The organism is Flavobacterium sp. (assembly GCF_013823965.1).
Classification (GTDB): domain Bacteria; phylum Bacteroidota; class Bacteroidia; order Flavobacteriales; family Flavobacteriaceae; genus Flavobacterium.
In genome coordinates this window covers 1-25,755 of the sequence record NZ_PNNA01000084.1, presented here as the reverse complement: position 1 = coordinate 25,755, position 25,755 = coordinate 1, and the positions used below count along the sequence as shown (strand labels likewise).

The 25,755-nt window shown below is 36.5% G+C and carries 21 protein-coding genes and 4 tRNA genes; 6 read left to right on the top strand and 19 right to left on the bottom strand.

What is annotated here, in order from left to right:
• Positions 1 to 31: 31 nt before the first annotated feature.
• The 10 genes from C0430_RS09715 to C0430_RS09670 all read right to left on the bottom strand — a co-directional run bounded on the left by C0430_RS09715 (position 32) and on the right by C0430_RS09670 (position 5,571).
• Positions 32 to 102, bottom strand: a tRNA-Trp gene (locus tag C0430_RS09715).
• A 59-nt stretch (positions 103 to 161) separates the two neighbouring features.
• Entirely contained in the window at positions 162 to 1,349 is a 1,188-nt protein-coding gene (tuf, locus tag C0430_RS09710) for an elongation factor Tu (RefSeq protein WP_290868905.1), read from the bottom strand.
• 56 nt (positions 1,350 to 1,405) lie between these two features.
• Positions 1,406 to 1,477 (bottom strand) — tRNA-Thr (locus C0430_RS09705).
• Positions 1,478 to 1,561: 84 nt separating this feature from the next.
• Positions 1,562 to 1,642: transfer RNA gene (locus C0430_RS09700), tRNA-Tyr, on the bottom strand.
• Positions 1,643 to 1,672: 30 nt separating this feature from the next.
• Positions 1,673 to 1,746 (bottom strand) — tRNA-Thr (locus C0430_RS09695).
• Between the two features lie 92 nt (positions 1,747 to 1,838).
• On the bottom strand, positions 1,839 to 2,141 hold the full coding sequence (raiA, locus tag C0430_RS09690) for a ribosome-associated translation inhibitor RaiA (protein WP_290868902.1): 303 nt from the start codon (positions 2,139 to 2,141) through the stop codon (positions 1,839 to 1,841).
• Between the two features lie 33 nt (positions 2,142 to 2,174).
• Positions 2,175 to 3,071 carry a tyrosine-type recombinase/integrase gene (locus C0430_RS09685; protein ID WP_290868898.1) on the bottom strand — a complete coding sequence of 299 codons (897 nt, stop codon included), beginning with the start codon at positions 3,069 to 3,071 and terminating at the stop codon, positions 2,175 to 2,177.
• Positions 3,072 to 3,179: 108 nt separating this feature from the next.
• Complete coding sequence (rpsU, locus tag C0430_RS09680) at positions 3,180 to 3,377, bottom strand: 30S ribosomal protein S21 (protein ID WP_133277509.1); 198 nt, start codon at positions 3,375 to 3,377, stop codon at positions 3,180 to 3,182.
• Between the two features lie 145 nt (positions 3,378 to 3,522).
• Positions 3,523 to 4,665, bottom strand: a complete 1,143-nt coding sequence (locus tag C0430_RS09675) for an acyl-CoA dehydrogenase family protein (protein WP_290868889.1) — start codon at positions 4,663 to 4,665, stop codon at positions 3,523 to 3,525.
• A gap of 21 nt (positions 4,666 to 4,686) precedes the next feature.
• The gene (locus C0430_RS09670) at positions 4,687 to 5,571 is read right to left on the bottom strand and encodes a helix-hairpin-helix domain-containing protein (RefSeq protein WP_290868886.1); all 885 of its coding nucleotides are present in this window, start codon (positions 5,569 to 5,571) and stop codon (positions 4,687 to 4,689) included.
• Positions 5,572 to 5,769: 198 nt separating this feature from the next.
• Between C0430_RS09670 and C0430_RS09665 the strand changes: the two genes are divergently transcribed.
• Positions 5,770 to 7,407, top strand: a complete 1,638-nt coding sequence (locus tag C0430_RS09665; RefSeq protein ID WP_290868883.1) for an amino acid permease — start codon at positions 5,770 to 5,772, stop codon at positions 7,405 to 7,407.
• A gap of 71 nt (positions 7,408 to 7,478) precedes the next feature.
• Here the strand turns inward: C0430_RS09665 and C0430_RS09660 are convergent, their stop codons facing one another.
• The 7 genes from C0430_RS09660 to C0430_RS09630 all read right to left on the bottom strand — a co-directional run bounded on the left by C0430_RS09660 (position 7,479) and on the right by C0430_RS09630 (position 17,862).
• Positions 7,479 to 7,706: a PspC domain-containing protein gene (locus C0430_RS09660; protein WP_290868879.1), complete on the bottom strand. Its 228-nt coding sequence runs from the start codon at positions 7,704 to 7,706 to the stop codon at positions 7,479 to 7,481.
• A gap of 53 nt (positions 7,707 to 7,759) precedes the next feature.
• Complete coding sequence (locus C0430_RS09655; protein WP_290868876.1) at positions 7,760 to 9,031, bottom strand: DUF2851 family protein; 1,272 nt, start codon at positions 9,029 to 9,031, stop codon at positions 7,760 to 7,762.
• Between the two features lie 87 nt (positions 9,032 to 9,118).
• On the bottom strand, positions 9,119 to 9,601 hold the full coding sequence (locus tag C0430_RS09650; RefSeq protein ID WP_290868873.1) for a 3'-5' exonuclease: 483 nt from the start codon (positions 9,599 to 9,601) through the stop codon (positions 9,119 to 9,121).
• Between the two features lie 87 nt (positions 9,602 to 9,688).
• Entirely contained in the window at positions 9,689 to 11,053 is a 1,365-nt protein-coding gene (locus C0430_RS09645; RefSeq protein WP_290868869.1) for a pyridoxal-phosphate dependent enzyme, read from the bottom strand.
• Positions 11,054 to 11,069: 16 nt separating this feature from the next.
• Positions 11,070 to 12,992, bottom strand: a complete 1,923-nt coding sequence (locus C0430_RS09640) for a putative porin (protein ID WP_366559333.1) — start codon at positions 12,990 to 12,992, stop codon at positions 11,070 to 11,072.
• 291 nt (positions 12,993 to 13,283) lie between these two features.
• The gene (locus C0430_RS09635) at positions 13,284 to 14,732 is read right to left on the bottom strand and encodes a RagB/SusD family nutrient uptake outer membrane protein (RefSeq protein WP_290868863.1); all 1,449 of its coding nucleotides are present in this window, start codon (positions 14,730 to 14,732) and stop codon (positions 13,284 to 13,286) included.
• A 13-nt stretch (positions 14,733 to 14,745) separates the two neighbouring features.
• Positions 14,746 to 17,862, bottom strand: coding sequence for a TonB-dependent receptor (locus C0430_RS09630; RefSeq protein ID WP_290868858.1), 3,117 nt, complete (start codon positions 17,860 to 17,862; stop codon positions 14,746 to 14,748).
• A gap of 193 nt (positions 17,863 to 18,055) precedes the next feature.
• Between C0430_RS09630 and C0430_RS09625 the strand changes: the two genes are divergently transcribed.
• Positions 18,056 to 18,715 (top strand): ribonuclease HII, encoded by a 660-nt coding sequence (locus C0430_RS09625; protein WP_290868850.1) that lies wholly within the window; start codon positions 18,056 to 18,058, stop codon positions 18,713 to 18,715.
• A 7-nt stretch (positions 18,716 to 18,722) separates the two neighbouring features.
• Here the strand turns inward: C0430_RS09625 and lipB are convergent, their stop codons facing one another.
• On the bottom strand, positions 18,723 to 19,451 hold the full coding sequence (gene lipB, locus C0430_RS09620) for a lipoyl(octanoyl) transferase LipB (RefSeq protein WP_290868908.1): 729 nt from the start codon (positions 19,449 to 19,451) through the stop codon (positions 18,723 to 18,725).
• A gap of 126 nt (positions 19,452 to 19,577) precedes the next feature.
• On the opposite strand from lipB, the gene lysS reads away from it, so the two are divergent.
• The gene (lysS, locus tag C0430_RS09615; RefSeq protein WP_290868847.1) at positions 19,578 to 21,287 is read left to right on the top strand and encodes a lysine--tRNA ligase; all 1,710 of its coding nucleotides are present in this window, start codon (positions 19,578 to 19,580) and stop codon (positions 21,285 to 21,287) included.
• A 97-nt stretch (positions 21,288 to 21,384) separates the two neighbouring features.
• On the opposite strand, the gene C0430_RS09610 is transcribed toward lysS, so the two are convergent.
• A complete protein-coding gene (locus C0430_RS09610) occupies positions 21,385 to 22,350 on the bottom strand; it encodes a PAS domain-containing protein (RefSeq protein ID WP_290868843.1) in 966 nt (321 codons plus the stop codon).
• Between the two features lie 310 nt (positions 22,351 to 22,660).
• On the opposite strand from C0430_RS09610, the gene ric reads away from it, so the two are divergent.
• From ric to nrdD, 3 genes are read left to right on the top strand one after another with little or no spacing between them, the layout of a single operon-like run.
• A complete protein-coding gene (ric, locus tag C0430_RS09605) occupies positions 22,661 to 23,392 on the top strand; it encodes an iron-sulfur cluster repair di-iron protein (RefSeq protein WP_290868840.1) in 732 nt (243 codons plus the stop codon).
• Positions 23,393 to 23,431: 39 nt separating this feature from the next.
• Positions 23,432 to 25,546: a ribonucleoside triphosphate reductase gene (locus tag C0430_RS09600; protein ID WP_290868836.1), complete on the top strand. Its 2,115-nt coding sequence runs from the start codon at positions 23,432 to 23,434 to the stop codon at positions 25,544 to 25,546.
• A complete protein-coding gene (gene nrdD, locus C0430_RS09595) occupies positions 25,521 to 25,694 on the top strand; it encodes an anaerobic ribonucleoside-triphosphate reductase (RefSeq protein WP_366559332.1) in 174 nt (57 codons plus the stop codon). The genes C0430_RS09600 and nrdD overlap by 26 nt, the downstream gene beginning before the upstream one ends.
• The last annotated feature ends 61 nt before the right edge of the window (positions 25,695 to 25,755 follow it).

Here is a 25,755-nt window from a genome sequence, read left to right as displayed (position 1 = left end):
CAACTTTTGTCATTATGATTTATTTTATTTGCACGGGCGGAGGGATTCGAACCCCCATCAACGGTTTTGGAGACCGCTATTCTACCCTTGAACTACGCCCGTTTGTTAATAAAAACCAGTAACGCCTTGAGGGCGTTACTGGCTAATAATTAGTATTATGATTAAGCTACAATTTCAGTTACCTGACCTGCACCAACTGTTCTACCACCTTCACGGATAGCGAAACGTAGTCCAACATTCATTGCAATTGGGCTTAACAAAGACACATTAATAGTTAAGTTGTCTCCTGGCATTACCATCTCTACACCTTCTGGTAAAGTAATAACTCCTGTTACGTCAGTTGTACGTACGTAGAACTGTGGACGGTAGTTATTGTGGAATGGTGTGTGACGACCACCTTCTTCTTTTTTCAAGATATACACCTCAGCTTTGAAAGTAGCGTGTGGTTTTACCGATCCTGGCTTAATGATAACCATTCCTCTTTTGATAGATTCTTTATCAATACCTCTCAACAACAAACCTACGTTATCTCCAGCTTCACCTCTATCAAGGATTTTACGGAACATCTCAACTCCAGTAATAGTAGAAGTTAATTTTTCAGCTCCCATACCAATAATTTCAACAGCATCTCCTGTATTGGCAATACCAGTTTCGATACGACCTGTAGCAACAGTTCCACGACCAGTAATTGTAAATACATCCTCAACTGGCATCAAGAATGGTTTGTCAGTATCACGTACTGGCTCTTCAATCCAACTATCAACAGCTTCCATCAATTCAAGAATTTTAGGAACCCAAGCTGGATCATTGTTCAATCCACCTAAAGCTGAACCTTGAATAACTGGACAGTTGTCTCCGTCATATTCATAGAAAGACAATAAGTCTCTAATCTCCATTTCTACAAGCTCCAACAACTCAGCATCATCAACCATATCCACTTTGTTCATGAAAACAACCATTCTAGGAATACCTACTTGGCGACCTAAAAGGATGTGCTCACGTGTTTGTGGCATTGGTCCGTCTGTAGCGGCAACAACAAGGATAGCACCGTCCATTTGAGCAGCACCAGTAACCATGTTTTTTACGTAATCCGCGTGACCTGGACAGTCAACGTGTGCGTAGTGACGATTAGCCGTTTCGTACTCAACGTGAGATGTATTAATTGTAATACCTCTTTCTTTTTCTTCTGGAGCGTTATCGATTTGATCAAACGATTTCGCTTGACAGTAACCAGCATCAGATAACACTTTAGTTATTGCTGCAGTTAAAGTTGTTTTTCCGTGATCCACGTGCCCGATTGTTCCAATGTTTAAGTGGGGCTTGCTACGGTTAAAGGTTTCTTTTGCCATTTTACTTAGTTTTTAATCTTATTAATTTATTAGTGTTCAAATTTATTCTTTAATTGAGCCAACTACGGGAATTGAACCCGTGACCTCTTCCTTACCAAGGAAGCACTCTACCTCTGAGCTAAGTCGGCAGAGAGTTCATTTAGACTTTAAATTTTAGATTTTAGACTTTTTTAATCTACAATCTAAAATCCGAAATCTTAAATTCCTTCTAGTGGGGAGAGCAGGATTCGAACCTGCGAAGTTCACACAGCAGATTTACAGTCTGCCCTCGTTGGCCGCTTGAGTATCTCCCCAACTTTTTCTATTAAAACTTTCGCCTTTTGAGCCGGCGGAGGGACTCGAACCCACGACCTGCTGATTACAAATCAGCTGCTCTAGCCAACTGAGCTACGCTGGCAATATCAATAAAAAAAGTCCGCTATTTCTAACGGACTGCAAATGTAGAAATTTTATCTCTCAATCAAAACATTTTTTTAAAATTTTTTGATATTAAATATGATCTCTTATTTTTTCTTTTCTTTTTACCAACAAACGTTCCAAAGATTCCGCCGAAAGCTCAACTGCTTCCTCAAAAGTTTTGCACTGTTTCTTCACCAGAAAATCATCCCCAGGCACATTAATTTTGATTTCGACAAATTTGTTTTCTTTATCACTCGTCTTTTCCACCTTCAAAAAAACTTCCGATGATACTATTTTATCGTAATACTTTTCTAATCTGTCCATTCTTTCTTGAACGAAATCTACTAGTTTTCTGTCAACAGTAAAATTGACTGCTTGAACATTTACCTTCATAATCAAAATTTTTATTGGTTAAACATTTTCGAATTATTTTTGATTTCTTGGATGCGCTTCTTCATAAACCTTTTTTAGCTCTGATAAACTACTATGAGTATAGATTTGTGTTGATGCCAAACTTGAATGCCCCAATAATTCTTTCACTGAATTTAAATCGGCTCCGTTGTTTAATAAATGAGTCGCAAATGTATGTCTTAATACGTGAGGACTCTTCTTTACCTTTTCGGAGACAGTACTAAAGTACGTATTTATTAATCGATACACAAAGGAATCATTCAATTTTAACCCTTTTTTTGTGAGAAAAAAAAAGTCCATATCCGTAACATTCTCTAAATGTGCCCTTTCGTCAAAATACATAATCAACTGCCTCGAAACAATTGGCAAGAGCGGAAGAATTCTTTCCTTATTTCTTTTACCAAGAACCTTTATCGTGTTATTTGACACGTTTACATTCGCCACTTTGAGATGAATTAATTCCGTTCTTCGGATTCCCGCGGTATAAAACAAATCGATGATAAGCTTATCTCTTGTAGCTTCAAAGCCTACAGGATTTTGCATTTGATCCAAAACCCCAACCATTTCTTTTTCTGAAAAAGGAATCTGGAGCGTTTTAGGTGTTTTCAACGCTTTGTGCTTTAACAACGGACTTACTTCTATTTGTTTTGTCTTCAATAGAAATTTATAATACGCCTTTAAAGATTGTATTTTTCTGTTCACGGACACATTCGACACATTGTCATCCACAAGCGAAACTATCCAAGCCCTAATTTGACTGTAATTCGCTTGGTCGATATTTTCTTGGTCGAATTGATTTTTGTTGAACGACTCGAAGAAGCTGATGTCGTTCAAATACGCACTTACTGTATGTGGAGAATATTTTTTCTCCAATTGCAAGTAATCCCGAAATGATTGCAAGTTGTTATCCATATAATAAATTCTGCTTCGTTCCTCGCAATATCAAGCCATAAAAAAACCGTTAGCATCAAAGATATTAAACTTTAATGACTAACGGTATTTTATTTTGATAGAAAATAATTAACTATTCTCTATTTGGTCTCTCAAATTTTGGATATAAGCCGCTTTTTGAATTTTCGCTCTGTTGGTAACTGATGGTTTAATAAAAGCAGTACGAGCTCTTAGTTGACGAACAGTTCCAGTTTTGTCAAATTTTCTTTTGTAACGTTTTAACGCTCTATCGATATTTTCTCCGTCTTTAATTGGTATAATTAACATAATTTTAGCACCCCCTTTCGTTAAGGCTGCAAAAGTATATTTTTATTTTGAATTATGAATTATGAATCATTAATTATTTTAATAAAAAAAAGAGCCTAGACACAACTTCTTGTTTCTTGACTCTTTTATCTCTATTCTATTTTCTTTAATCCTTCAAAATATTCCTGGAAATTACCAATTTTTGAATCTCCGTAGTACCTTCACCAATGGTACACAACTTGGAATCCCTGTAGAATTTCTCCACGGGATAATCTTTCGTGTATCCATAACCACCGTGAATTTGCACGGCGTCATTAGCCACTTTCACGCAAACTTCGGAGGAATACATCTTGCTCATCGCGCCAAGAGTTGTCATGTTTCTGTCATTATTTTTCAAGAAAGCCGCTTTGTGCAACAACAATTCCGAGGCTTCAATTTCAGTGGCCATATCGGCAAGTTTGAATGAAATTGCTTGAAAACCACTAATAGGTTTCCCAAACTGGTGTCTTTCTTTCGAATATTTTAATGCTGCTTCGTAAGCTCCTTTTGCAATTCCCAATGACAAAGCTCCAATGGAAATTCTTCCACCATCCAATACTTTCATCGATTGAACAAAGCCTTCTCCAACTTCACCCAATCTATTGGCATCCGGAATTCGACAATTGTCAAAAATCAATTCTGCGGTTTCGCTGGCACGCATGCCTAATTTGTTTTCTTTTTTTCCTGAAGTAAATCCCGGCATTCCTTTTTCGAAAACAAAAGCGGTCATCCCTTTTGAATCTCCTTTATTTCCGGTCCTAACAATTACCACCGCAATATCTCCTGAAATTCCATGGGTAATAAAATTTTTGGCTCCGTTTACAATCCAATGATCGCCATCTTTTACGGCGGTCGTATTCATTCCGCCTGCATCGGAACCGGTGTTGTGTTCGGTCAATCCCCAAGCGCCAATGTGCTCGCCTGTGGCAAGTTTTGGAATCCATTTTTTCTTTTGCACTTCGTTTCCAAAAGCCAAAATATGATTCGTACACAATGAATTGTGTGCCGCAACGGACAATCCTATGGATGGATCCACTTTTGAAATCTCTTCAACAATGGTAATGTATTCATGATATCCCAATCCTGAACCACCAAGTTCTTCTGGAACCAAAACGCCCATAAAACCCATTTCTCCTAATTTTTTAAATAAAGGAATCGGGAAAATTTGGGCTTCGTCCCACTCCATAATATGTGGTCTAATATTTTTTTCGGCGAAATCCCTAATGGATTGCGCAATCATTGTTTGTGTTTCGCTATAATCGAAGTTCATCGTGATAATATGGTATGAATTTTAAAAGTCCAAATATAAGACTATAATATTTGCCTTATCCATAGACAATCCTTTAATTTTTGTTAAATCATCAATATTTTTTATATCTCCATTCATGCTTCTAAAGGTTACTATTTGCTTTGCAAGTTGATAGTTGAAATATGGAAATTGGGACAATTCCTTTATGGAAGCGTTATTAATGTCTATTTTTTTAACGTTGGGAGGTGTCAAAACTTTGAAATGGGAATTCAAATTCTCGATGACTTCCGGCGACAATCCCCAAACATCTTTCATTTGTTCCATTGAAACAAAACCGCCAAGACTTTCTTTAAATTTTAAAATCCGAAGCGAAATGGCCTCGCCTATTCCATAAATCTTGATTAAGTCTTCTTGAGTCGCTTTATTAATATCAATTATGGTAATTTTCTCTTTCTTGGCGAAAACGGTATTGGGATAATTCTTATAGTTTTTGAATTCTTTCTTTTTATTCACCCAATCCGGAAATTTGAAATAAGGAGAAATTGCATTCAACAATGAATCTGAAATCTTCGTCACGGCTTGAAATTCTTTGGGTGAATTCACGTATTTGTTTTCTTTTCTAAACGCAAGAAGCCTATCGATTTCCCTGACGGACATCCCAAGCTTATATCCTTTGTAATCGGTTATAAAATTAGGATTGAAAGGGTAAATTTTTGGAACATAATCAAGTTTGTCCTGTTTCATCGAATCAATTTGCGATTGCAGGGAAAGCCATTTTTCTTTTTCAGGTGCAACTTTGGAAAACGAATTAAAATCAACAAAAAAATACGCCAATTGTAAAATTATAATAATTCCAAACAAAAAGAAAACAGCTGTGCGCTGATTTCGCGAAAACTTAAAGTATGAACTTATTGTTTTGAAAATCATTAATTTGAGATTTATTCAATTCCGAATGAATTGATTTTTAGAAGTCTAAAAATAAGAAATATTTTATAAAATAAACTTCAACTTGGAAAAAAAATAAAATTGACAAAAAAGACAATTAAAAAAAATAAAGATTTCAATATACTCACAACCTTAAAAAAACAATATATTTGGAACTTATTAACAAAAAACCAGAATAAAATGTCAATTTGGAGAAGAAAACCATTAAACCAGCTTTTGAGCGAAGCCGCCGATTCTGAAAAAGGATTAAAGAAAACATTAACTGCGCCAGGACTAGTTGCTCTTGGAATTGGCGCCATTATTGGAGCTGGACTCTTTTCAATAACCGGGCTCGCAGCATCGGCAAATGCAGGTCCTGCAATCACTATCTCATTCCTTGTAGCTGCATTTGGCTGCGTTTTTGCCGGTTTATGCTATGCTGAATTTTCATCAATGATTCCTGTTGCAGGAAGTGCTTACACTTATTCTTTTGCCACAATGGGAGAATTTGTTGCCTGGATTATTGGTTGGGATTTAGTTTTGGAATATGCCGTTGGAGCAGCAACAGTTTCCATTAGTTGGTCCCGGTATTTCGGAAAATTTTTAAGTGGTTACGGCATTCACATAGATGACAGTTACATGCTTTCGCCTTTTGAAGGCGGTATCATAAACATACCCGCAGTTTTAATCGTCATGATAATGTCATTCCTTTTAATTCGCGGAACGCAAGAATCATCCTTTGTAAACGGAATCATAGTTTTGCTAAAAGTGTCCGTAGTTTTGGTATTTATTGCCGTGGGATGGCAATACATCAGACCAGAAAATTACACTCCATATATTCCAGAAAATACCGGGAAATTTGGAGAATTTGGTTTCTCGGGAATAATCAGGGCTGCTGCCATAGTGTTCTTTGCTTATATTGGTTTTGATGCTGTTTCGACAGCAGCACAGGAAGCCAAAAACCCAAAAAGAGACATGCCAATCGGGATATTGTTGTCACTGGGAATATGTACCATTCTTTACATTCTTTTTGCCCACGTAATGACCGGAGTCGTAAACTATCAAGCGTTTGCAGGAAAAGACGGAATTGCACCGGTTGCAATTGCAGTTGATGCCATGGGTAATGTAGGTGCTGACGGCATGATAACACCAGCTTATCCTTGGTTAAACAAAGCCATTTTATTAGCTATTTTAGGCGGATATTCTTCCGTTATTTTAGTGATGTTGATGGGACAAAGCAGGGTATTCTTCTCTATGAGTAAAGATGGTTTGATGCCAAAAGTATTTTCAGAAGTACATCCAAAATTCAGGACTCCGGCAAAAAACAATTTATTGTTCATGATAATAGTGAGTTTGTTTGCGGCTTTCGTTCCAGCTAGAGTTGTTGGAGAAATGACCAGTATTGGAACTTTATTCGCTTTCATATTGGTTTGTATTGGAGTGTTAATCATGCGCAAAAAAATGCCGGACGCACCAAGAGCTTTTAGAACTCCGCTTGTTCCTTTTGTGCCAATCGCCGGTGTTGCCGTTTGTCTGTTCATGATGGTGTTTTTGCCATTGGACACTTGGATTCGTCTTATCGTTTGGATGATGATTGGATTTGACTTATACTTGTTCTATGGAATGAAAAACAGTGTGTTAAACAAAGGAGAATTTAGTTTAAAAAGCTACAAAACCGTTTCTGCTTCAGGATTGGGAATGGTATTGGCTTTAATTGTAATTGCTTTTGTTCACCACAGCGATCCAAATATTGACGATCATTTCTTGTTCTATTTCTCCCTGTTTTTTGCAGCGTTGCATGCTTTAATTTATGCTTACAGCTTCAAAAAAGCAAGATAAATAGCTTAAAACAAAAAAGGGATTATAAAGTATTTGTACTTTATAATCCCTTTTTTATTTATAAAACGTTGTTACAAATCAAAAACCGACGATCTTTTTCCTCTTACCAAATCCTTTAACCTAATCCAGAAAGCCAAGGTTAAATAAACACCAAACCAAAGACCAGCCGTGACAAACGTAATGTAAATAAAAAACAATCGCACATTTGTTACCCGCATTCCCAATTTATCTGCAAGACGCGAGGAAACATGAAAACCATGTTTTTCAAAAAAATACTTGAGTTGAATTACTACTGACATTCTTTTTAGGTATGAGGTATTGGGCAAAATTACAAAATTTTCGAATCAACAAATTAACTTTCTTTCAACAATTCCATTCCAATGGCGCATTCCAGGCAACGGCTTTTATTGCAATATTCATTTTTGAGTTGCAACAAGGACTGGGATTCAAAGGCATTTTTTGATTTTAATCCAAAAGAACCAAACTTATCCGTAATCACATTTTTTTCTGGACCAACATCATCCAATAATTGAATCAGTTCCTCTGAAATTTCCTTGCCTTGACTTTTGGCGTAAGCAAATTGAAGTGGGATTATCGTGTTTATAATTATCAAATCAACAAATGACTTAGACAACTTCTTCTTCTTTTTTGGACTCTGTTTGTCAAACTGATAGTGGTTTTGCCAATAATCCGAAGCAGAAACATCGAAAGTTTCATAAATGCTCTTAACAGAATTTGCAGTACTGATTTTAGAAAACAAATTTTGTTGACCGTGGTATAAATTCGCCAATTGTGAGAGTCGAATCGTAGGAAAATTATCGGGACGATGCTTGAAAAACTGTACGGGTTCTAGATTTTTTTTCTCCAATTGGTATTTGTGCAACAAATAAAAATACCGAAACTTTAAATCCTTGAAATAAGTATCTTCTTTTTCTGTATCCAATAAACCGGCATTCCCAAAAAGTAAGGCTTCCAAGTTTTCGACCTCGAAACTTTCTTTTCTAATGATTGAAAACGGAATCGATTGGGCAATTTTTAAAAATATTTCACCATTGGTATTCAAACCAAAATTTTTAGCCAAAAGGCAAAACAACACCGCTTCCCAATCCTGTTTGGTTTGATCCAATAATTCAAAAATGGGTTTTGATTTTCTTTCCAAACGCTCAAAAAACAAACGCTCGAGCCAATTATTGATGGCAAATCTATCGATTTCTTTTAATTGCTTTTCGCAAAAAATCCAAGATTTCGGACTGATTAAAGATTGATAATTTGAGATTGTTGTAGCATCCACATATTTCTGGAGCTCCAAAACCGGAATTTCGGTATTGTTTTTCCTGAATATTTCCGTGTCGTGCTCCCAAACCACGTGAAGAATTACGTTTTCATAAGCTTCGTCTCTTTCGTGATGATGCACATACCAATCCGAAGATTTAAGATGAATCTCTATGTTTCCAGCCCATTTTTGATTGCCAATAACAATTTGGCCATTGAAAAAATCGGGACCGGCGAGTTCCAAATATTGTCCAACATTGATAATCGTGATTTCCTCACCATTGGAAGTTTTCAAATTCAAGACGTCAAACTTCTTGAATTTCCAAAGATAGTGTAGAAAATCTTCTTTCATATTTTTTAGATTATAGACATATAGAGAAGAGATAATAGACTCGTCCTGAAAGACTAAAGTAATGAAAAAATTACAACTGTGAGAAATTTATCGCAATAAATACAATTTGGCGCAAGCCCGCGCATCGGACAACGCTTCGTGGTGGTTTAATTTGATATTCATTTCACGGCAACAATCGCTTAATTTTGTTGGTTTTAATCCTTTGGCTTTGTAAATTTTCACGGTACATTCCCACCGATTACCAATATTTAACTCCTCATAATCCAAGCCGTAAAGCGCCATTGATTTAGCCAGAACATTTCGATCAAAACTTTCGTTGTGCGCGACAATGATTCTGTTTTGGAGCCGTTTTTTAATTTCAGGATAAACCTGCACAAAAGTTTTTGCATTCATCGTATCTCGAGGATAAATACCATGAACGGCTATGGTAAAATGCGAATATTCGTTTCTTGGCGGTTGAATCAAGGTAACGTATTCGTCAACAATCACTCCGTTTTCAACAGTGACAATCCCCACAGAACAAGGGTGATAGGCCGTGGCGGTTTCAAAATCTATGGCGGTAAAAGTCAATTTGATTCTTGATTTAAAATTAATGATTTTTGATTACTTATTGCGTTCGACCTACAATTTCTGGTGCCGATTTTTGATTAAATATTTTTATTTTATCGAGCCAATAATATCCGACTTGGTAATAATATGGTGACTTCCGTTTTCTAAATCAACCAGCACCGCTTCATTTTCTTTGGTAAATAATTTAGAAACTTCTTCGATTGTCGTTCCCAGTTTTACAATTGGATATGGTTTTCCCATAATTTCCCGGATGGGTTTTTCGATGGAATTTTTATCGTTTACATAACTGCGAAACAAATCAGATTCATCGACTGAACCCACAAATCCGTTAATATCAATAACTGGAATTTGGGAAATATTATATTTGCGCATTCTTTCAATGGCGTGTGAAACCAGTTCTTCAGTTCGAACCACAATCAAACGTCTCTCCGCGAGATTATCCTTGATAATATCTTCGGCTGTCGTTATGTTTTCGTCCAGAAATCCGCGTTCGCGCATCCAGTCGTCGTTGAACATTTTGCCCACATAACGACTTCCTGAATCGTGAAACAAAACCACGACAACATCTTCTGGTTTGAAATGTTCTTTAAGCTGCAGCAAGCCTTTTATGGCCGCTCCCGCTGAATTCCCCACAAATATCCCTTCTTCGAGTGCAATTTTTCGAGTATAAACCGCGGCGTCTTTGTCGGTTACTTTTGTAAATCCGTCAATTAGTGAGAAATCGACATTCTTTGGCAAAATATCTTCACCAATTCCTTCGGTGATATAGGAATAAATTTCGTTTTCGTCGAAAATTCCCGTTTCGTGGTACTTTTTAAACACGGAACCATAGGTGTCGATTCCCCAGATTTTTATGTTTGGATTTTTTTCTTTTAAATATTTTCCAACTCCTGAAATGGTTCCTCCAGTTCCCACTCCAGAAACGAAATGAGTGATTTTGCCCTCGGTTTGTTCCCAAATCTCGGGTCCGGTTTGTTCGTAATGTGCCTGTGAATTGGATAAATTATCGTATTGGTTTACGTACCAGGAATTGGGAGTTTCTTCGGCCAATCTTTTGGAAACCGAATAATAAGAACGCGGATCCGTTGGTTCCACATCGGTAGGACAAACGACCACTTTTGCTCCCACGGCACGAAGAATGTCCATTTTTTCTTTGGATTGCTTGTCGGAAATCACGCAAATTAATTTGTATCCTTTTATGATGGCGACCAGTGCCAGTCCCATTCCCGTATTGCCGGAAGTTCCTTCGATTATGGTTCCGCCGGGTTTTAACCTTCCATCAGCTTCGGCATCCTCGATCATTTTTATGGCCATTCTATCTTTGACAGAATTTCCTGGATTGAAAGTTTCGACTTTGGCCAGGACTAAAGCAGAAATCCCGGAGATTACTTTATTGAGTTTTACCAATGGCGTGTTTCCAATTGTACCCAATATATTTTCTGAATATTTCATTTTTTAAATTTTAAGGTTATTGGAAGAAATTCCATACCAAGCCGAATCGAATGACAAAATCACGATACGGATTATTGGGAGAAGCATAAAAATTATTCCCTGAAAAGGAAGAATTAAAATGTTCCGCTATCAGGTAAATTCTGGTTCTTTGAATTTGGGCATTAAAGAAAAAATCGAAGTTAGCAAAATTTCCAATTTCTTTATTGTTTTGAACAAAAAACTCGCCAATTACCGGATTATAATCATTCGCATAATAGTTCGTAAAATAATTGAAAGTCACACCAGTTTGAAAATACAAAGCTTTACGGAACATATTTTGAGAATAGTAAAGCGTGTTTCTGGTTAAAAATTCGGGAACGTTGAGAACATTATCATGTTGGTCTGTCTTTTGATACAAAAGCGTATTGTCTAGTGCAAATCTTCCAAATTTGAATTCTTTATTCGCCTTAACCGACAAATAATTAATCGTGTTGGCATATTGCATCGGAGCAATAATTTGTTGATTCATTGCTATTTGACCTGGACTGGCCACATTGGCAAAATATAAATAATCGTTGAATATTGAATATTGCACGGATGCTTCAACCCATGGAGTCAGGGCATTTGCAATGATGGAATTTATTTTTTCGTTCTTGAAATCATTGGACCAATTGTAATTTACGTAGCTGCTTTGATACAAATTATAGTTGTTATTGGGCAGTTTGTTCATGTTTTGATACTGGAATGACAACTGGATATCGTCATTCCAATCGTATTGCAAGTTGGCGTCCAAGTCAGACAAAGACTGGTTTGTCATTGATCTAGCATACATGAATTTTCCTTTCCATTTGTTTTTTCGATAATCATATTGCCCTCCAACACTATTAATTCTGATGCTCAAAGAGCTTGGAACAATTTTGTCGTCGAGTATCAATATTTGATTATAGTAGTAATTATTATAGAAGTCATCGGCAAAAAATTGAAATTTTCCCAAGGTTGTATTTTCATAAACAAGTCCGAGCTTATTATAGGTTTTATTGTAATGGGTTTGGTCATTTATACCTTCGGTTTTGTAGGAATCTCCAAATCGATAGACCGTTTCCCTACCAACAGAAGATGGCACCGTGGCTTGATTGAATTCAAAATATTTGTTTTCGTAATTAAATTGGTGGGTTACATATAAATTATTGTTCCCCGCTGTCGAGTTGACCCTAAAAAGGTGGTCCAGAAACACTCGTTTTCCTTTTAAGAACGATTTTGCATCGGTTAAAAAAACTTCCAATCTTTCCCTGTTTTGAAAGTCTGGATTCTCGCTTTCGAAGTCCTCAACAGTAGTGATTCCTCCATTTTCTTCATTTAAAATATCTTGGGAAGTAAAATGTGCGTTGGCAAAATAGCGCTTGTTTTTCGTGTTATAACTTGTAGTGAACCTAAAATTTCCGGTACTTGACATTTGATTAATATATCTTCCCTCGGAGCGCAATCCCCTGTAGGCAATAGAAAAATTGAGATTTGGGGTTATGTTTAACGCAAAAAAAGAATCCACGTTTTGACCTTGTTTCATCACGGTTTTAAAATACAATTCGGTCACTGGAGTCGCCACGGAACTATACCTTATTTGATTTGCTTCCAGAAAATTAAAATGCTTTGCCTTGAATCCAAATTCAGGATAAGGCGAAAAGGTGTTTAAACTGTATTGCAAAGTGTTGTAGGTTTGTCCTTCATTGGCAAAAGGCATCAATCCAAAATTATCTTTACGCAAATAATTAAAACTATACAGTTTTTTTATCGTCAAGGAGGTATCTATATAAGTCGTGTCGCGATCCAGTGTAATCACTCGATACATATCTATAGTGGCAATTTTTTCTTTCGGTTTTTTAATGGAATCCGTGCTGTTGTATTTGCTGTTGAAATCTAATTCATTAGTCTTTTTTTGTTGAGAAAACAGAAATGTAGGCACTATTAAAAGATATAAGAAAAAGAGGATCCTCATTTGGAGTGGTATATGATTAGGCAATTATTTTGCGATTTTATTTAAGCAAAGGTAAATGAAAAAACATATAAATGAAAAAACAGTTTAATTTATAAAGAAGTATTGATTGACCCCTGCTTACGGATGAGTCGAAGCCAAATCCCAATGCCAAATCCGATGAGTTTGACCGTAGAGCTATAAAAAGGCACAATATGCAAAATAAAAAAACCGAGTTTGAAATTAATCAAACTCGGTTTCTGAAAATTAAACTAAATAATATTATCTATTGGCATTGACTGAATCATCAATCAAGTCGTTGGCATCAATTTCAGCTTGAGGGATTTTCAAGAAGAATTTTTTGTCATCCGCTGTTAAGTTTCCAGCAGCGCCAACTCTATGATTTCCGGTTCTGGTAATCCCTCTTCTTAGACGTTTCGCGTCAAACCATTCTACACCAATCTCTGCGTAAAGTTCTTTACGTCTTTCAACTAAAATTTCATCTAGTAAAGCAGCACCTGTATTTGTTGATTTAACAGCATTTACATCTCTGTTTTTTTGCAAAGTGTACAATAAATCATGAGCTCCGGGAGTATCCCCTAATCTATATTTAGCTTCAGCTTCGATAAGAATCATTTCAGGAGTTCTGATGATTGGATGATCCGCATCAAATGTAAAAGTAAATTTACGAGTGATCCAATAACGGTAATCATTTACATTCGTGATTGAAGCACTTTTCTTTTGGAAATATCCTCTAACATCAGTAGGAGAAAATAAACTCACGAAATCTTTATTAATGTAAACCGAAGAATACGAAGTGGTTAAGTGGTCAGTTCCAGCGTGTGGAAATCCATAATAATAATTGGATTGATCAGCCGATTGTGCACTTCCCCAAATCCATTCAACACTAGAGTAATCATTAAAACCTGAACGATATGTTGATGGACTCAACACCGTTGCTGGATTACCGCCATAAGCCGCTTTGGCTGCAGCCTCAGCACCAGCCCAGTTGCCCATTACTTGATATACTTGCGCCAAAATACCATTAGCCACGCTCTTGTTGATGTACGATTTACCTAAACGCTGCTCTGTCAATCCAGCAACAGCTTTAGTCAAGTCATCAACAATTAAAGCATATACCTCTTTAACAGTAGACATTCCGTTTCCAGTAAGTGATAAACTTTTATAAATTGGCGGAGCAGGATAATTTAAGTCAAAAGAATAAGTTGGAGCAAAATCCAATACTAATTGATGGTAGAAAAACCCTCTCAAAGCATAACCATAAGCCGCTAATTCTGTTTTATCCGATGGAGCTAAATCACTAGCTTCAACACCATTTATCAAGGCATTTGCTTGGTTTATCATGTAAAAGCAGTAGTTCCAAGTAAAAACAGTTCTACGGTAAGTAGGCTCACGATTATCGTTTGAATAATCGAAAGCGTACCAAGAAGTCGTATTGATTAAATCATTTCCTTTTACAGAACGGGCAAAAAAGATTGAATTAACCCCTGCTGCATCAGTAGTAGACACACCTGCTGAATTAGGAAATTGCCCTCTAAAACGACGCATTATACCTGAAATAAAAGCTTCCACTCCCTCTCTTGATGTAAAAACTACTTCAGCAGAAACTCCATCAGTTGGTTTTGGCGCATCAAGAAATTCCTGACTACATCCTGCTAACATAACTAATGCCATGAAAGCTATTAAAATTTTTGAAAATTTATTTTTCATAATATTTATTTTTTTAGAATTCTAAATTAATACCAAAAGAAACCACTCTCTGGTTGTATGATCTACTATTTGTTGCACCACTCAAATCTTGTTCAGGATCGATTCCTTTATGAGATTGGTATGTCCACAAATTATCCCCTTGTACAAACAATCTCAATTTCGAAATATTTGTTCTCTCCAAAAGATCTTTAGGGAAATTATAACCAAAATTTAATGCTTTCAATCTTACGTAATCATTTTTAAACAAGAAACGAGTGGATTGAGAGTTGAAATCATTGTTTGACGCCAAGAATAATGGCACATTAGTAATGTCGCCCGCTTTTTGCCAACGATTTTCCAAATCTTGATGAGCTGCTCTACCTGGAGACTTGAAGCCTTCCATCAAACTGGCATAACTACTGTCGTATACATAAGATCCGTAACTGAAGTTAAACAAGATATTAAGATCTAAATTTTTGTATTTGAAGTAGTTTGTCAAACCTCCCACTACATCTGGTAATGATGATTTGTCAACATAATATCTTGTAGCTTCAGAATACACTTTTGTGGTAACTCTTTCTCCTGTAGGCAAACCATCAGTTCCCAATACATCTTTATACCACATTCCGTATCCTGTAGCTGGATCTACACCTGCCCAATCTTGAACAAAAAATTCATATAATGAGCGACCTACTTCCCATTTTTTGTTTCCATTAGTAAACCCTTTTTGAGTAAGTTCACTAATTTCATTTTTATCCATAGAGAAATTTAAACCTGATGTCCACAAGAAATTAGTTGTTGCTATGTTTCTTGTATTCAATGAAAATTCCCAACCATAATTTTTAACTGCTCCAACATTTGTTGTTATACCAGTATTCCCTGTAGAACCAGGCAATGGTTTATTGTAAATTAAGTCAACTGATTCTTTGCTGTAGTAATCAACAGTTGCAAAAATTCTGTTCTGGAATAAACCAATTTCTAAACCATAGTTAGCAGATCCTGTTTTTTCCCAAGTAAGATTTGGATCTACTGCACCACCCAATACAACTCCTGTATTATCTAATTCATTCCAACCAGTTGAAAACAACTGTATGTATGGAAAATAAGAAGAAAGTCTATTGTTTCCTAATTCACCATAAGAAGCTTTCAACTTCAATTCGCTAATGGTCTCTATTTTTTGCATGAATTTTTCTTGAGACACTAACCAAGAACCTCCAACTGCATAGAAACTTCCCCATCTTACGTCACTATTGAAACGAGAGGAACCGTCTTTACGGTATGAACCTTCAAGAAAATATTTTTCTCCATAATTATACGTAAGACGTCCAAGGTAACTTGAAATTCTTTCTTCAGTGGTTGATCCTGAAACAGCTGAAGGAGTAGTACTTCCATCCAATACGTAAACTCCAGGTAAAAACCCTTCACCTTGTGCTCCTAAAGCATCAATTTCAAATTTATAAGCTTCTTGAATTAAATCAGCACTAAAATTATGATTGCTAAACGATTTTTTATAGCTCAAAGTATTAATCAAATTGCTTGAAGTTGTTATGTCTCTGTTTTGAGTAACTCTACCTCCTACACTTGATGCATAACCAACTTCATTGCTGGCATAATCATAAGAATCATACAAATATTTATCATAAGCCAAGTTTGTTTTGAAAGTCAAATCTTTAGCTAAAGTGAATAACAAATAAGCATTAGCCGTAAAGTTGTCTCTTTTGTAACTCGTTTTATAATTGTACAAAGAGCCGTATGCATTTTCATTATTCAATTGAGGACGAGTTGCATTCAAAAGTTGTCCCGGAGTAGCTCCATAATCGAAAATATTTTGTCCAAAACCGTCCTTAACTAGATCTCCGTTTCCATCTCTTCTGTAAACAGGATAAATAGATGGTATGGTATAAATCCATTGAATAGAACTTTGATAACTACTTCCACTTTGAGAAGGATAATTTTGTTTAGAAGTAGAGTAAAAAGAGGTTAATCCAGCAGTTAACCAATTGTTAATTTTAGAATCGATGCTCAAACGAGTGGTTGCACGATCAAATTTAGAAGTAACCACATTCCCTTCTTGAGACATATAGTTAGTCGTGAAAGAGTAAGTAGTATTATCACTACCTCCGGAAACTGATAATGAATGCTCAGTTCTAAGTGCCGAATCATTTAACATCAAATCAGCCCAATCCGTGTCCCATTTTTTATTTGTTGTCACCAAGTTTCCATTAGCATCAACTGGAGTTGCGGCCGTGTAAGGATTGTAACCAAGTGTGCTAACTAATGAATTGGAAGCATTAAGACCTGCAGTTGCAGCTGTTTGATTGCTTACATATTGATTTGCATTTCTAATTCCTTCCCAACTGTATTTCATGTAAGTATCAGAATCAACCAATTTATGCAAATCAACGGCATTACTTGAAAATCCAACCATTGTTGAAAAATTCACTTTTGGTGCAGTGTCTAATTTACCTCTTTTGGTCGTGATAAGAATAACACCATTAGAACCTCTAGATCCATATAAAGCTGTAGAAGAAGCATCTTTCAATACACTGATTGACTGTATTTGATCAGAGCTGATGGTATTCATGTTACCGCTAAAAGGAGCTCCATCCAAAATTACCAATGGATCCGCAGCAGCATTAATAGAACCAATACCTCTAATACGTATAACTGGATTATCCCCCGGTTGACCACCAGCAGCAATAATATTAACCCCAGCTACACTACCTTGCAAGCTAGTTAATACACTAGTGGCAATTTGTTTGTCTAAAACTTCTTTTCCCACTGTAACCACGGAACCAACAATAGATTTTGCTTTTTGTTTACCATAAGCCACAATAACAACTTCTTCCAGAGATTTTGACTCCGATTCTAAAACTACATTTATAGAGGTAGAAGAACCTACTTTAACAGTTCTGTCAGTCATACCCACAAAAGAGAAAATTAAAACATCTCCTGTTTTCGCTTTAATAGAATATTTACCATCAAAATCTGATTGAACTCCTTTAGGAGATCCTTTAACTGAAACGTTTGCACCAGGCAATGGACCTGTCTTGTCCGATACTACACCTGAAATTGTTTTCTCTTGCGCAAAAGAAAACTGTAATGATAACGCTAACAACAGCGTAAAAATCCATTTGAATTTAGATCTCATATTAATTTGGTTTGATTAAGTTATTCTACAAACTTCTTAATTATTTCTTAATTATAATAATAATTCAGACAAAAAATTATTTTTTTTAACTTTCTCATTTATTTTTGTTGTTTTTTTTGGAATAAAAAACTCTAGATTTAAAAAAAATGCGAATACTGTTTTTTTTCACTAATTTCGTTTAAACCAATAATTAATGTTAAACAATTATTTTTCGAAATTTATCCTGGAATCCGGCACCGATGAAGCTGGACGTGGCTGTCTTGCTGGTCCAGTCACGGCCGCAGCCGTCATTCTTCCGCAAGATTTCAAGAATACGATCCTGAATGACAGCAAGCAATTATCCGAAAAAACAAGAGAAAAATTAAGACCAATTATAGAAAGTCAAGCCATTTCATTTGCCGTAACCCATTTGCATCCTGACGAAATTGACGAAATCAATATCCTGAATGCTTCGATGAAAGGAATGCAGGAATGCATATTAAAATTAAATTTAACTCCCGAATTTATCATCGTCGACGGAAATCGTCCGTTAAACGTCAAATTGGGGATGAAAAACACTTTTGGCAAACAATTTTCGAAAGCTGAAATCGAATTGTTAAAATCGATTCCCAATCAAAGTATTGTAAAAGGAGATTCGAAATATATGAGCATTGCCGCCGCATCGATTTTGGCAAAAACTTATCGAGACGAATATATGGACAGAATTCACGAGGAATTCCCGATGTACAATTGGAAAAAAAACAAAGGTTATCCCACTAAAGAACACCGTGAAGCCATCCAAAAATATGGCGTTACAAAATACCATAGAATGACATTTCGATTGTTGCCCGAGAAAGATTTATTTGATTTGTGATTATTGATTAACGATTTTTGATTTCAGATTTCTCAAAAGTAGCTTCGAAAAGATTGGAGAAATGTTTCAGAATTTTTGCTTTCACTTCATCTTCATCCACTTTTTCAACTCCTAGTTCCACATTTAAAGAAGTGACCGCTTTGCCTCGAATTCCACAGGGAATAATATTGTCAAAATAACCCAAATCGACGTTGACATTCAATGCAAAACCGTGCATCGTAACCCAGCGGGAAGCCCGAACACCCATTGCACAAATTTTCCTTGCAAAAGGAGTTCCAACTCCTAACCAAACACCAGTTTCGCCTTCGCTTCGACCACATTCCAAGCCGTATTCTTGCAAAGTAAGAATAATGGCTTCTTCCAGAAAACGCAAGTATTTATGAATGTCGGTAAAGAAATTCTCTAAGTCCAATATAGGATAACCCACGATTTGTCCAGGTCCGTGATACGTAATATCGCCTCCACGATTGATTTTGTAGAAAGTCGCTCCTTTGGCTTCGAGTTGTTTTTCGGATAAAAGAAGGTTTTCTAAATCGCCACTTTTCCCCAAAGTATATACGTGTGGATGTTCAACGAAAAGAAAATAATTGGGAGTTTGCAAATTAGTTTGCTCTCTCCTATTTTTTATCTTTAAATCGACAACTCCCTTGAATAATTCTTCTTGGTATTCCCAAGTAGCTTTATAATCTTTGAGTCCTAAATCTTGAAGTTGGATGGTTTTGTTCATTGCATTTATTTGAGTGGCAAAGTTACAAAGTTAAAGACTTAAAAACTTTAAATGGAAAGTCAAATTAATTTTCAAATTTTCAAATTGCCACTTTTTCAAATTTACCTATCTTTGCACTCTTAAAATTAGAACAGAATGGCATTATCCGAACAAGAAATCCTTCGTAGAGAAGCACTCACAGAATTACGCAATTTAGGTATTGAACCTTATCCCGCAGCCCAATTTAGCACAACCGCATATTCTAGCGAAATCCTCGCCGATTTCGAGAAGTTTGAAGGCAAGGAAGTGATTCTGGCCGGTCGCTTGATGGGGAAAAGAATTATGGGAAAAGCCTCTTTTGCAGAGATAAAAGATGCCGAAGGACGTATTCAAATCTATGTTTCGAGAGATGACATTTCGACTGATGAAGAGAAAACGATGTACAATGTGGTTTTCAAAAAACTATTGGACATTGGCGATTTTATTGGGGTTCGCGGTACGGTTTTCAAAACCCAAGTGGGCGAAATCTCTGTTCACGTTTATGGTTTGACGCTTTTGTCGAAAGCCTTGAAACCGCTTCCAATCGTAAAAACGGATGCCGACGGAAAAACACACGATGCTTTTTCGGATCCAGAGCAAAGATACCGTCGTCGTTACGTAGATTTAACGGTAAACGACCACGTGAAAGAAACGTTTATCAAGAGAACAAAAATGTTCAATGCGATGCGTTCTTTCTTTAATGACAAAGGGTATTTAGAGGTTGAAACTCCTGTTTTACAACCAATTCCCGGTGGTGCTGCGGCGAGACCTTTTATCACGCACCACAACTCATTGGACATTCCGTTGTATATGCGAATTGCCAACGAATTGTATTTAAAAAGATTGATTGTAGGTGGTTTTGATGGTGTTTACGAGTTTTCGAAAAACTTCAGAAATGAAGGAATGGACCGAACGCACAACCCGGAATTTACCGCTATGGAAATATATGTGGCCTACAAAGACTACAACTGGATGATGAATTTTACCGAAAATCTACTCGAGCATTGTGCAATTGCAGTTAACGGGAAAAGTGAAGCGACTTTTGGCGAACACCAAATCAATTTCAAAGCGCCGTATGCAAGGGTTACAATGACGGATTCCATCAAACATTTTACGGGTTTTGACATTTCCGGAAAAAGCGAAGCAGAATTATTCGAAGCTGCAAGAGCAATGGGAATCGACGTTGATGCCTCAATGGGAAAAGGAAAATTGATTGACGAGATTTTTGGCGCCAAATGTGAAGGAAATTATATTCAACCAACGTTTATCACGGATTATCCAAAGGAAATGTCGCCTTTGTGCAAACAACACCGCGACAATCCCGATTTGACAGAACGTTTTGAATTGATGGTTTGTGGCAAAGAAGTAGCAAATGCCTATTCTGAATTGAACGACCCAATTGACCAAAGAGAACGTTTTGAAGAGCAATTGCGCTTGGCCGAAAAAGGTGACGACGAAGCGACCCAGTTTATTGACGAAGATTTCTTGAGAGCTTTGGAATACGGAATGCCACCAACTTCAGGATTAGGAATTGGAATGGACCGATTAATCATGTTCTTGACGAACAATGCTTCGATTCAGGAAGTATTGTTGTTCCCGCAAATGCGTCCGGAGAAAAAACAGGTTCAAATTGAACTGGAAGATGAGGAAAAATTAATCCTTGCACTTTTGCAAACCAATGAAAACAAAATGGAATTGGGCGTTTTAAAAATCAAATCAGAGTTGAGTGGCAAGAAATGGGATGCCGCGATGAAAGGCTTGGCAAAACACGGATTGGTAAAAGTGAGCTTGATTGAAGACAAAAAAATTGTGGAATCAGCTGGATAATCTATTTCAAAAACAAGTTCAAAATAAATAAAAAAGGAGTTCAATTGAACTCCTTTTTTTGAATTAATAAATTAAAACACTATTATTTTTCCACTTATCATTCCCAATCCAACAATCGTTGTTCGCCTTCAATTTTCTTGATATCGGTGATGTCTTGTGACAATTCTATCACGCCTTTATAATTTTTATGGGCATCTCGAACGGCAAAATAGCGGATATAAATCAGTCTTTCTTTGAAATTAATCCAAAAAGAAGCTTCATTTTGAGTGCCATTTTTAAAACTCTCTATGATTTTGAGAACCGTTCCCACACTTTTGGGAGGATGACAAAATTTTACTTCACGGCCAATGATTCCGGCACTTCTAGGAAAAACGCGTTCTTCTCCTCGATTGTAAAAAATCACTTTGTCGTTTTTATCCACAAAAGTCAAATCCAAAGGCATCGTTTTTAGAAGCAAATTCACTTGCTCCACGGTCATGTAACCTTCGTCATAATGCGAGGTGTTTTCTAAGGAAAACGTCATTTCTCTTTTGGCAAAATCTTCGCTTGGATGAATGTATTCCACAGCTGGGAAAGGAGCAGGAGTTTCAGCCAACATCCAACCAATTTCCTCTTCGCCTTTGCGCATCGAAATCCAGTCTTTTTCAGTGAGTAAATCCAGGGCATTGGGAAACAGAACATTGTCTTCAGTATTCATTAATCTAGAAATCCCTTCAACCAAAAATGGCGTGTTCGTCATAATTTTATCAAATTCTCTGGCATCCATATTTTTGCGCAACAATCTAAATTGTTCCCTCAAATTATCGTGAAAAGACCACATTCCTTGCGAAGGTCCGTTCCATCCTTTTTTTTCCAAAAACGGAAAGAGTTGATTCTCTTTTCTTGCAAATCGTTTTTCTATGGTTTGAAGCTGGTTGAAAATATTTGTGTATTTCTGAAATTCAGCTTTAGCATCCACAGCTAACAATTCTTCTAAAAGCGTATTGATTATTTCTTTTTCCTGGTAGTAAACACTTACCGGATGTCCTTCGGGAAGTGAAATTGTATTTAAAGTATCATTCATTATAATGTATGTTTTATTGCTATTGTTTGACTGCAGCAAATTTCGGTTCTATAAATTTTGATGAATATGATTCCAATCATATTTAATACCGTATTATTTGGATAAAATTTTGAACCAAAAAATTAAAAAATAGATGCGGGTTCGGATTCTTGTTTTATCAACTTTTGTTAATAAAAAAATGATAAAAAAAATGGAATATGATTTAAATCATATTAAATAAAATTGATTTTGAGTAAAATTACATTCAGTAAAACAAAGCCAAAAACACCTCTAAAGCATTGGCTTCTAAACATCTATTAAAACAGAAATTATGAACATACAAGAAAAAACTTTGATTGGAGATTTTGTAGCTCACGATTTTAGAACCGCCGCCATCTTCACAAAATATGGAATTGATTTTTGCTGCAAAGGACAAAGAACCATCGATGAAGTTTGCGCCAAGGAAAATATAAATGAAGCCAATTTATTGCATGACCTGAATGCTGTTTTGGCAACAAAAAACGATTCGGAAATTGACTTCAACTCTTGGTCATTGGATTTATTAATTGATTATATCGAAAAAATCCACCACCGTTTTGTCGAAGAAAAAACTCCGATAATTCTTCAGTTTTTAGACAAATTGTGTAGCGTTCACGGAAGCAATCATCCTGAATTATTCAAAATTACCGAACTATTTAAAGACTGCACCGATGAATTAACTCCACACATGAAAAAAGAAGAAATGATTTTGTTCCCTTTCGTCAAAGAAATGATAGATGCCACGAAAAGTCATGGCTCCATTGGACAACCTCATTTTGAAACCGTAAAAAACCCCATTGCGGCAATGATGAACGAGCACGAACACGAAGGCGAACGTTTCAGGACAATTGCTTCGTTAACCAATAATTACACACCGCCAGAAGATGCTTGTGAAACCTATCGCGTGACGTATGCAATGTTGCAGGAATTCGAACAGGACTTGCACAAACACATACATTTAGAAAGCAACATCCTGTTTCCAAAAGCAAAAGCTTTAGAGAAATTTTTCTCGAACGAAGAATAAAACATCAACACAACATAAAACAAAAATCACTAAAAAACTATGGAAAAGTACGTTATCAAGAGGAACGGAGATTACAAACCGTTTGAAAGTTTTAAAATAGAAGATGCTATCGCAAAAAGCTTCAAAAGTGCCACCATAGCATTTGACGAAAGTGTTTTTGAAAATGTTATCAAAGGACTACAGTCCAAAGAAACATGGGCAGTCGAAGAAATTCAAGATTTAATAGAAAAAAGCCTCTTTGAAAAACAGTATTTTGAAGTGATGCGTTCCTTTATGTTGTACCGCCATACTCGTAAATTGCAGCGAGAACACATTGAAGGCATCAACGACGACACGACTTATGTTGACAGCTCGCAAACCATAGCAGAATATATAGAACAAACCGATTGGCGCATCAATGCAAACGCAAATACGTCATATTCCAATGCAGGATTAGTAAATAATGTTGCCGGAAAAATCATTGCCAATTATTGGCTGGACAAGGTTTACACCAAAGAAGAAGGATATGCCCATAGAAATGGCGACGTTCATATTCACGATTTGGATTGTTTGACCGGCTATTGCGCAGGTTGGAGTTTGCGTGTTTTACTCAACGAAGGTTTCAACGGAATTCGTGGTCGTGTCGAAAGCAAAGCCCCTTCCCATTTCAGGGAAGCTTTGGGACAAATGGCAAATTTCTTGGGAATTTTACAAAGCGAATGGGCTGGAGCACAAGCTTTCAGTTCGTTTGACACCTATCTTGCCCCTTACGTTTTTAAAGATAATTTATCTTTTGATGACGTGCTTAAAGCCGTTCGTAGTTTTGTCTATAATTTAAATGTTCCTGCGCGTTGGGGACAATCACCATTCACGAATATCACGCTGGATTGGGTGGTTCCGGAAGATTTGAAAACCCAAATCCCTACGAAAAACGATTTTCATTTTTTCGAAAATAATTTCAATCACGATCTTTTGGTTAGAGCACAGGAACGTGGTGTCAACAAAGTTACAGACCTGCGTTACGAGCATTTTCAAAAGGAAATGAACCTCATCAACAAAGCGTATTACACCGTGATGACCGAAGGAGATGCCAACGGGCAACCTTTTACTTTCCCAATTCCAACGGTGAATATCACAGAAGAATTTGATTGGGACGGCGAAAATACCGACCTCCTTTTCGAAAATACCGCTAAAATTGGTTCTTCTTATTTCCAAAACTTCATTGGAAGCCAATATAAATTAGACGAAAACGGAAACAAAATAGAAAACGAAAGTGCTTATAAACCCAATGCCGTTCGCAGTATGTGCTGTCGTTTACAACTCGATTTGCGTGAATTGCTGAAACGAGGAAACGGACTTTTTGGAAGTGCAGAAATGACGGGAAGCATTGGCGTTGTAACCATAAACATGGCACGTTTGGGCTATTTATACAGAGGAAACAAAGAAGAATTATACAAACAATTGGACAAATTATTATACCTTTCTAAATCGACTTTAGAGAAAAAACGAGTGTTCATCCAAGAAATGTACGATCGAGGTTTGTATCCTTATACCAAACGTTATTTGCAACATTTCAGAAACCACTTTTCGACCATTGGAGTAAACGGGATTAACGAAATGATTGTCAATTTTACGGGGAAACAAGACACCGTGACTTCAACTACAGGGATTGAATTTGCTTCCGAAATATTGGAACACATACGTGGTCGAATGAAAGAATTTCAGGAAGAAACCGGAAATTTATACAATCTGGAAGCCACGCCAGCCGAAGGAACAACGTATCGTTTTGCCAAAGAAGATAAAAAACGTTTCCCAAATATCATCCAAGCCGGCCAAAAAGACAATATTTATTACACGAATAGTTCGCAAATCCCGGTTGACCACACCGAAGATCCATTTGAAGCTTTGCTTTTGCAAGACGAATTGCAATGTAAATATACGGGTGGAACTGTTTTGCACTTGTACATGAGCGAAAAAATGAGTTCGCCAGAAGCCTGTAAACAATTTGTCAAAAAAGTGTTATCCAACTTCAGATTGCCTTACATCACGGTAACTCCCGTGTTTAGCGTTTGTCCTGTTCACGGCTATTTGAATGGAGAACACGAATATTGTCCAAAATGTGACGATGCCTTAATCGAAAACAAAAAAAATGAAATATATGAAAACAGAAACTAATCCTATTCTAGAAGAAAATCAACATTTGAGAACCAAATGTCTTGTGTACACGCGCGTAATGGGATATCACAGACCCGTAGAAAGTTTTAATATTGGAAAAAAAGGAGAACACAAACAACGAACTCATTTCAGTGAAGGAAAATGTTAGCACGCCCATTTACAGCTTAACACCTTTCACTTTATTGGATTACCCTCATCAATCAGCCTGT